Raw genomic sequence first — 8052 nt, forward strand, 5'->3', positions numbered from 1 at the left:
CGGAAGGGTAACCCGGCGTCGCTCATCGCCGGGGATATCATCGAGGCGCTGTAACCCGCTGCGCCTTTATGCCGCCCGCCGCCGGATTGCCCTTCGGCGGCGCGGTTTGCATTGACTTTTCAAGCAAATATTGATAGCATCGTTTTAAAATTTAGGCAAATGGCCGGGGTTCGCGAGAAAACGAACCTCCGTCGCAGATAAGGGGAGAATCCGATATGAAAGTGACGATTATTAACGGCAGTCCAACACCAGGCTCCCGGCTAGGGGCCGTCATTGCGTTGACGGAGGAATTGCTGCGCGGTGAGGGCTTCGAAGTCAGCCATGTGAACGTGGTGGAGCTGCCGCCGGAGGATTTGATCCATACGAAATTTGAAAGTGAAGCGATCGTCAAAGCGAATGCGCTGGTCGCCGCGGCGGACGCGGTGGTTGTCGCCAGCCCCGTCTATCAGGCGTCGTATACCGGCGTGCTGAAGACGTTCCTTGATCTCGTGCCGCAAAAAGGCCTGGCCGGCAAAGTCGTGCTGCCGCTCTTTATTGGAGGCAGTCTGGCGCATCTGCTGACGATCGATTATGCGCTGAAGCCGGTTTTGTCCGCGTTGGGCGCACGTTATATTTTGGGCGGTGTGTATACGGTGGACGCCCAGGTAGCACGCACCGAATCCGGCGGCTTCGATATTGCCGGGGAGCTGCGCACCCGGCTGGAGGAGAACGTGAAGGAGCTCGCCCGGGAAACGCGCCTGCGCCAACAGTCTTAAGCCAAACCAAAAGAATCACGGCAACACATGTTTGGATTGCGGAGAATCCAATATCGTACAATAGGACAAAAGGTATATCTGCTCGCAATTGTCGAAGGGGGATTTTTGGACATCATGTTGAAATTGGTCTTTTTCGTAGGAGTCGCTGGAACGGGGAAAACGACGGTGGCTCGCAAGCTGGCAAGACGGATGCCGGCGGCTTTTTTGGATCGGGATACGGTGGGCGGCCGCTGTGTCGAGAAGATTCTGGCGATGAACGGTCTGGACGTGAACGACCGGGATTCCGATTTTTACAAGCAGCACCTGCGTGACCTGGAATACGATACGACGCGGGACATCTGCATCGAAAATTTGGCGGCCGGCCAAAACGTATTTATGATTTCCCCGTTCACGGCGGAACTGAAGAACAAAGACTGGATCGAAACGCTGCTTCAAGAGGCGGGTCTCACCAAGAAGGAAGTGGACGTGAAGGTGGTTGTCGTGACGCTCAAGGACATGGAAACCCAAAAGGAACGGATTATCGAGCGCTGTACGGACCGCGATACGTGGAAGCTGGAGCATTGGGACGATTTTAAGCACCGCGTGCAATTCGTGCCGGAGATTAATTGGGACATCCCGTCTTCATCGATTCTTGTGTTCGACAACAGCGGCGAGCTGACGGAGGAGAAAGTGGACGGCATTTACCAATTTATCGTTGGGGAACAAAATTAAGCTAAAGGCATACATCATGCCCTTCCTGAGATCCGGTTGATTCCGGACAGGAAGGGCTTTTTTGCTATAGCGTGTTGTACGCTTGTTTTCCGCTGGAAAAATACACAAGCCCTCCCAACTGATTTATAATAAAAAACAACATAGTTCACCCAATTGGCGATTCTTACGGAATCACCCGCACTGGAGGTATCAGGATGTCCGTCATGACCGCTATTTTCAAAAAATACCGCATCGCCGCCATCTCCGCGATAGTGATGCTGCTGATTGAGCTGGCAGTGGAGCTGGTTCAACCGCTGATCATCTCGCGGATCATCGACCACGGGATTCGGCAGCACGCAGTGTCCGTCGCCTGGATTTGGGGCGGGGTGCTGATGGGAAGCGCGTTGGCGGCATTTCTCGCCGGGATCGCCAGTTCCTTTTTCGCCTCGCATGTGAGCCAAGGCTTCGGGTACGATCTGCGCGACAAGCTGTACGAGAAGGTGCAGTCTTTTTCGTACGAGGTGTTTAACCGATTTGCTGCTTCGTCGTTGATCACCCGGCTGACCGGGGATATTACGGTGTTGCAGGACGTGATCTTCATGTGCCTGCGCTTTGCGTCACGGGTGCCGCTGATTGTTGTCGGGAGTGTGGTGATGGCGCTGGTCGTGCATGTGAAGCTGGGGCTGCTGCTGACGTTGACCGTTCCCGTCTTGCTGGCGTTCGTCCTGTGGATGATCCGTAAAGCGTCCGCTTTATTTCGTACGGTGCAGCGGCGAACGGATAATGTGAACGGCCTGATCCAGGAAAATTTGACCGGCATGCGGCTGATCCGCGTGTTCGTCCGGATGTCGCACGAGATTGGGCGCTTTGAGCAGCGCAACCGCGAGCTGCGGGAGGGCACGGTCACCGCTTTGAAGCTGACGGAGACGACAATGCCGTTCCTGCTGTTTATCATGAACGCCGGGATCATCGCGGTGCTGTGGTTTGGCCGAATCGAGATTGCGGACGGGGGCGCCAGCGTTGGTGAAGTCGTCGCCGTGATCAACTATTCGCTGCGTACGATTGGCGCGTTGTCCGCGTTGTCCTGGATCATGAGCTCCTTGTCGCGGGGAGCGGCATCCGCCGGTCGGGTGCGCGAGGTGCTGGAGGAGAGCGATCCGGTAGGCGAACGGGAAAGCCGCGCAGGAGGGGCAAGCGGTGCAGATGCGGAAGGAGAGGCGGCGCCGATCCAAGGCCGCATTGAATTTCGCGAGGTCTCGTTCCGCTACCCGGGTCGCGATGTGATGGCGCTGGAGCGGATTTCGTTTACGGCGGAGCCGGGACAGCGAATCGCCATCCTGGGGGCCACCGGCTCAGGGAAATCATCGCTTGTCCAGTTGATTCCAGGCATGTATGAGCCCACGGAAGGTACGATCCTCATCGATGGAACGGACATTCGCGAGTTGGATCGGAAACGGCTGCGCCGTTCCATCGGTTATGTGCCGCAGGAAGTGATGTTATTCTCTGGTACGATCCGGGAAAATATCACCTGGGGGCGCGAGGACGCTACGCTGGAGCAAATCCAGACTGCAGCCCGGCAGGCGCAGATTCATGACACGATCGAGCGGCAGCCGCAGGGTTATGAGACGCGGCTTGGGCAACGCGGCGTGAATCTGTCCGGCGGACAGAAGCAGCGCCTGTCGATCGCCCGGGCCTTGGTCCGCCGCCCAGCCATCCTCATCCTAGACGACAGCACGAGCGCGCTGGACGTCCGAACGGAGGCGGCCTTGTTGAAGGAGATCTCGCGCTTGTCCTGCACGACGCTGCTGGTGACGCAGAAGATCAGCTCCACAATGACGGCGGATCTGATCCTGCTCCTGGATGACGGGCGGTTGATCGCCAGCGGCAAACACGAGGAATTGCTGCAGCATTCGGAATTATACCGGCGGATTTGCGAATCCCAGCTAGGAAAGGAGGCGGAAGCTCATGCCGTTCAAGACCTTCACTGAACCGTTCCGGCATCCGTACCCGAAGCTGGATCCACTATCACAGGTTGCACAGCAGGGCGGAGGCTCCCGGCAGGATCCAACTCCTGCGGCGACTGCGCCTCGCCGGCCCGGCCACGGCGGTGGACCCGGCAGCGTACGGCCCAAACTGCGAGCGAAGAATTGGTCCGGCACGCTAAGCCGAATTTGGAGTTATCTATCTGCTCACAAAGCCCGGCTGGCCGCGGTCCTGCTGATGGTTGTATTCAGCTCAGGATTAGCGCTGTTGGGTCCTTATCTGGTTGGGGTGGCAATCGATGAGTACTTAGAGGCCGGCAGCGGCCGGCCGTGGGTGCTGTTTCTCATCGGACTAACGCTGGTCTTTGCAGGGTCGTCGCTCACCTCCTGGTTACAAAATATCTGGATGATCACCATTGCCCAGGAGACGGTGTACCGCATGCGTTCCGAGCTGTTCGCCCAGCTGCACCGGCTGCCGATTCCGTACTACGGCAAGCGCCAACAGGGCGAGATTATGAGCCGGTTGACCAATGATATGGACAACGTCAGCTCAACGCTAAACAGCTCGGCGATCCAAATTTTCTCCAGCGTGCTGACGCTGGTCGGAACGCTGACGGTCATGCTGTACCTCAGCCCGCTGTTGACGCTGCTGACGTTCCTCGTCGTGCCGCTGATGATGGCCGGGATGCGTTGGATCACGAAGCGGACGGGGCCGCTGTACAAGCGGCGCCAGCAGGATCTCGGCAACCTGAACGGCTACATCGAGGAGACGTTGTCGGGGCAGCGGATCATCAAGGCGTTCTCACAAGAGCAGCGGGTGCTGCAAGGCTTCCGCGAGCGTAACGGTGCGATCCGCAGCTCCAGCTTCTGGGCGCAGACGATTTCCGGCTTCATTCCAAAGCTGATGAACGGGCTGAACAATCTTAGCTTTGCGATCGTGGCAGGGATCGGCGGGGTACTGGCCGTGCGCGGGAGCGCCGGAGTGACGGTTGGGGTGATCGTTGTGTTCGTTGAGTATGCGCGGCAATTTACCCGACCGCTGAACGACCTCGCGAACCAGTGGAACACGCTGCTGTCGGCGATCGCCGGTGCGGAGCGGGTGTTTGAGGTGCTGGATGAGGAGATCGAAGCCAGTGATGAACAAGGGGCCGTGGAGCTGTCGTCCGTTCGGGGCGAGGTGGTCTTTTCCAATGTGTACTTCTCCTATGAAGAAAATAAAAACGAGGGCGGCGATACGCTGGAGGGAATCAGCTTTACCGCGAATCCGGGCGAGACGATCGCTTTGGTCGGGCCGACGGGGGCCGGCAAAACGACGCTGATCCAGCTGCTCTCGCGCTTCTACGAACCGTCCCGGGGGACGATCACGGTCGACGGACGCGATATCCGCACGATCCGGCGCGACAGCCTGCGATCGCAGATGGCGTTTGTGCTGCAGGATTCGTTCCTGTTCCAGGGCACGATCCGCGAGAATATCCGCTTTGGCCGTCTCGATGCGACCGATGCGGAGGTGGAGGAGGCCGCCAAGCTGGCGAATGCGCATTCCTTCATCGTGCGGATGCCGGGCGGCTACGACAAGGTGCTTGGCGCAGACGGCGGCGGCATCAGCCAAGGGCAACGGCAGCTGCTGGCCATCGCGCGGGCGATTTTGGCGGATCCTTCGATCCTTGTGCTGGACGAGGCGACCAGCAGCATCGATACCGTAACGGAGATCAAAATCCAAGAGGGCCTGCAACGCCTGATGCAAGGAAGAACCAGCTTCGTGATTGCTCACCGTTTGAATACCATTCGTCAGGCTGACAAGATTCTGGTCCTGAAGGAAGGACGCTTGATCGAGCAGGGCTCGCATGAAGAGTTGCTGCGGCGTCGCGGATTCTATTACAGCTTGTACCACGGCGGCTTGGACGCAGAACAAGAGGAGGGCGACGCCTAATGGAGTGGAACGCCTATCTGCGGCGGATCATGTTGCAGCGGGACGAGGTGCCGACGTTTGACGACTATCCTTTCCATTTACCGGCGGTCTCGTCGCTGGGGCAGTTGGAGTTCCACCCGAAAGTCACGTACATCATCGGCGAAAACGGCATGGGCAAGTCCACGCTGCTGGAGGGCATCGCTGTTGCTCTGGGATTTAACCCGGAAGGCGGCACGATGAACTTCAGTTTCGCGACGGCTGAGACCCACTCTGATCTGCATCGGTATCTTCGAACCGTAAGGGGGCCGATGCGGCCGCGGGACGGCTTCTTTTTCCGGGCGGAGAGCTATTATAACTTGGCTTCGGAAATCGATCGGTTGGACCGGGAACACAGTTTTGGCCCACCTATACGCAACTCCTATGGCGGGAAATCGCTGCATGCGATGTCGCATGGCGAATCATTTTTCGCTGCGTTTATGAACCGCTTCAGCGGGTACGGTCTGTACATCTTGGACGAACCGGAGGCGGCGTTGTCTCCGTTCCGGCAGATGGCGATGTTGTCGCGGATCCATGAGTTGGTCGGACGTCGCTCCCAATTTATCATTTCCACGCATTCGCCCATCCTTATGGCCTATCCGGACAGTCTCATGTATCAGCTCACGCCGGACGGGATCAAGAAAACCACGCTGGAGGAGACCGACCATTATATCATCATGAAGGAGTTCGTCAATCGTCGGGAGGGTATGCTAAGGGAGCTGCTGCGAGAGGAGTAAGTAAAGGGTTATCGAGCAGCCGGCCGTTTCGTCTACCCATCCCGCGTTCCCGGCACCATTCATCATTTAAGATTTTTTTGACTTATCGATGGCGTGTAACTATAATAGTTACAGGTGAGAATGTAGACTTCATGGCAATCCATTTGATAGGAGGAGTCTTGGATGAAGATTTTGGTGACAGGGGCGACGGGGCAACTCGGCGCCAAGGTGGTTGAAGCGCTGCTGGCTTCGGTGCCAGCAGAACAGCTGGCAGTGAGCGTACGCGATCCCCAGAAAGCTAGTGCGTTAAGCGAGCGCGGCGTGGACGTGCGACAGGGGGATTTTGATGATCCGGCTTCGCTGGACACGGCTTTTGCCGGTGTGGAACGGCTGCTTATCGTATCCACGCAGGGTGACAACAATACGCGGACTCGCCAGCACTTGGCGGCTGTCGCGGCGGCAGAACGTGCAGGCGTTAAGTTCATCGCCTATACGAGTGTGGTGAATGCTGCAGCGAACCCGTTGGCGTTAGCTCCCGTCCATAAAGCGACCGAGGAAGCGATTGCGAAAACGGGCATTCCGTACGCCTTCTTACGGAACAACTGGTACATCGAAAATGAAACAGGGACGATCCAAGGCATTTTGGCAGGAGCCCCGCTTGTAACTTCCGCTGGAGACGGCAAAGTTGGCTGGGCGACGCGTGAGGATTACGCGCAAGCCGCAGCAACGGTGTTGGCTGGCAGCGGCCATGAGAACAAGATTTATGAGCTGTCGGGACCCGTGCTGACGCATGATGAACTGGCGAAAAAGATCGGTGAAGTTCTGGGCCGTGAAGTTCCCGTCCAGCATGTTGACGATGCGGCCTATGCGGAAACGATGCGCGGTGCGGGAGTGCCGGAACCGGTGGTTCCGTTCCTCGTCTCCATCCAAAGCGCGATTCGCGAAGGTGCGCTGGACGTTCCGAGCGGCGACCTGGAAGTTTTGCTGGGCCGGCCGGTAACTCCGGTCGTGGACGCCATTCGCGGCATCGTAAAAGAACTGCAAGCCTAATGACGAAAATCCCTGTTCCGGGAGTGGAACAGGGATTTTTTGCGTTCAGCGGCTTTCCCATTGGAGCTGACGCCGGCGGGTCAACTGCAAAAGTGCAGTTGATTTTCCGCGAAACCGGCTATTTTTAGCGGCTGAAATGTAAAAGTGCATTTCATTCAGGGTCAAATCCGTGGAAAGAGGAGTTTTTACCGGATTTAAGCTGCACTTTTACATTTGAACGCCCTAAATCGAGCCAAAATAACGAAAATGAACTGCACTTTTACATTCCACCTGCGACTAGCAGGGGATTTGGCAATGCGATTATGCGAGTAGTCACTCTGCGACTAGCAGGGTATGCGACATTGAGACACTTCGGCTATGTGAATATACGACTCAGCAACTATGCGACTCTGCTACTAGCGGCCATGCCATTAAGCGAGTATGTGGCTTTGCATCTATGCGATTTTGCAACTCTGTGACTTTGCGAATATTCGACTTTGCGTCTATACAAAACTCTGCAACTCTACAGCTACTTAATGCCTTTCCCGCCCATCGGGCGGAGCGGAATCGACTCCACGCCGGCGATCAACGGCATGGCCCGCTGAATCATTGCCCGCGTGGCTTCATCTTGCAGTGAGGCGTCGTGGGCTTCCTTGCTGCTCCAGACCTCGGTGACCCACACGGTCTCGGGCTCCGTCTCCGAAACGTTTACTACATACAGCTCACAGTCCGGAGCTGCCCCCGCACCCGCAGCGGCTTCCAACAAGATGTCGACCAACTGGTCGCGCGTCCCGGGTTGCGCCTTGAATTTGGCGTACATGCCGAACTTGTCCACCGGCCATCCTCCTCATCTTTAGTTAGAAGAATTATCTCCTACCCCTACTCGGTTTGCAACTCCCAGGCGGAATCCCCTCCTTACCCTCCATGATATAATT

The 8052-nt window shown here is 57.1% G+C and carries 7 protein-coding genes; 6 read left to right on the plus strand and 1 reads right to left on the minus strand.

The genetic code is table 11. From position 1 onward, the window contains the following. The first annotated feature begins 215 nt into the window (after window positions 1-215). From ssuE to POTG_RS06435, 6 genes are all read left to right on the plus strand, one after another. Window positions 216-755: an NADPH-dependent FMN reductase gene (gene ssuE / locus POTG_RS06410; protein ID WP_009224008.1), complete on the plus strand. Its 540-nt coding sequence runs from the start codon at window positions 216-218 to the stop codon at window positions 753-755. A 114-nt stretch (window positions 756-869) separates the two neighbouring features. Then, window positions 870-1466, plus strand: a complete 597-nt coding sequence (locus POTG_RS06415; protein WP_036644450.1) for an AAA family ATPase — start codon at window positions 870-872, stop codon at window positions 1464-1466. Window positions 1467-1660: 194 nt separating this feature from the next. Continuing rightward, window positions 1661-3433 carry an ABC transporter ATP-binding protein gene (locus POTG_RS06420; protein ID WP_009224010.1) on the plus strand — a complete coding sequence of 591 codons (1773 nt, stop codon included), beginning with the start codon at window positions 1661-1663 and terminating at the stop codon, window positions 3431-3433. Further along, entirely contained in the window at window positions 3411-5357 is a 1947-nt protein-coding gene (locus POTG_RS06425; protein WP_009224011.1) for an ABC transporter ATP-binding protein, read from the plus strand. The genes POTG_RS06420 and POTG_RS06425 overlap by 23 nt, the downstream gene beginning before the upstream one ends. Further along, a complete protein-coding gene (locus POTG_RS06430; RefSeq protein ID WP_009224012.1) occupies window positions 5357-6109 on the plus strand; it encodes an AAA family ATPase in 753 nt (250 codons plus the stop codon). Before POTG_RS06425 ends, POTG_RS06430 begins: the two co-directional genes overlap by 1 nt. Before the next feature lie 162 nt (window positions 6110-6271). Beyond that, entirely contained in the window at window positions 6272-7138 is an 867-nt protein-coding gene (locus POTG_RS06435; RefSeq protein ID WP_009224013.1) for an SDR family oxidoreductase, read from the plus strand. Between the two features lie 508 nt (window positions 7139-7646). Here POTG_RS06435 and POTG_RS06440 read toward each other — a convergent pair. Next, entirely contained in the window at window positions 7647-7952 is a 306-nt protein-coding gene (locus tag POTG_RS06440; RefSeq protein WP_009224014.1) for a putative quinol monooxygenase, read from the minus strand. Between the last annotated feature and the right edge of the window lie 100 nt (window positions 7953-8052).

Origin of the sequence: Paenibacillus sp. oral taxon 786 str. D14 (genome assembly GCF_000159955.1) — a bacterium.
Lineage (GTDB): Bacteria > Bacillota > Bacilli > Paenibacillales > Paenibacillaceae > Fontibacillus > Fontibacillus phoenicis.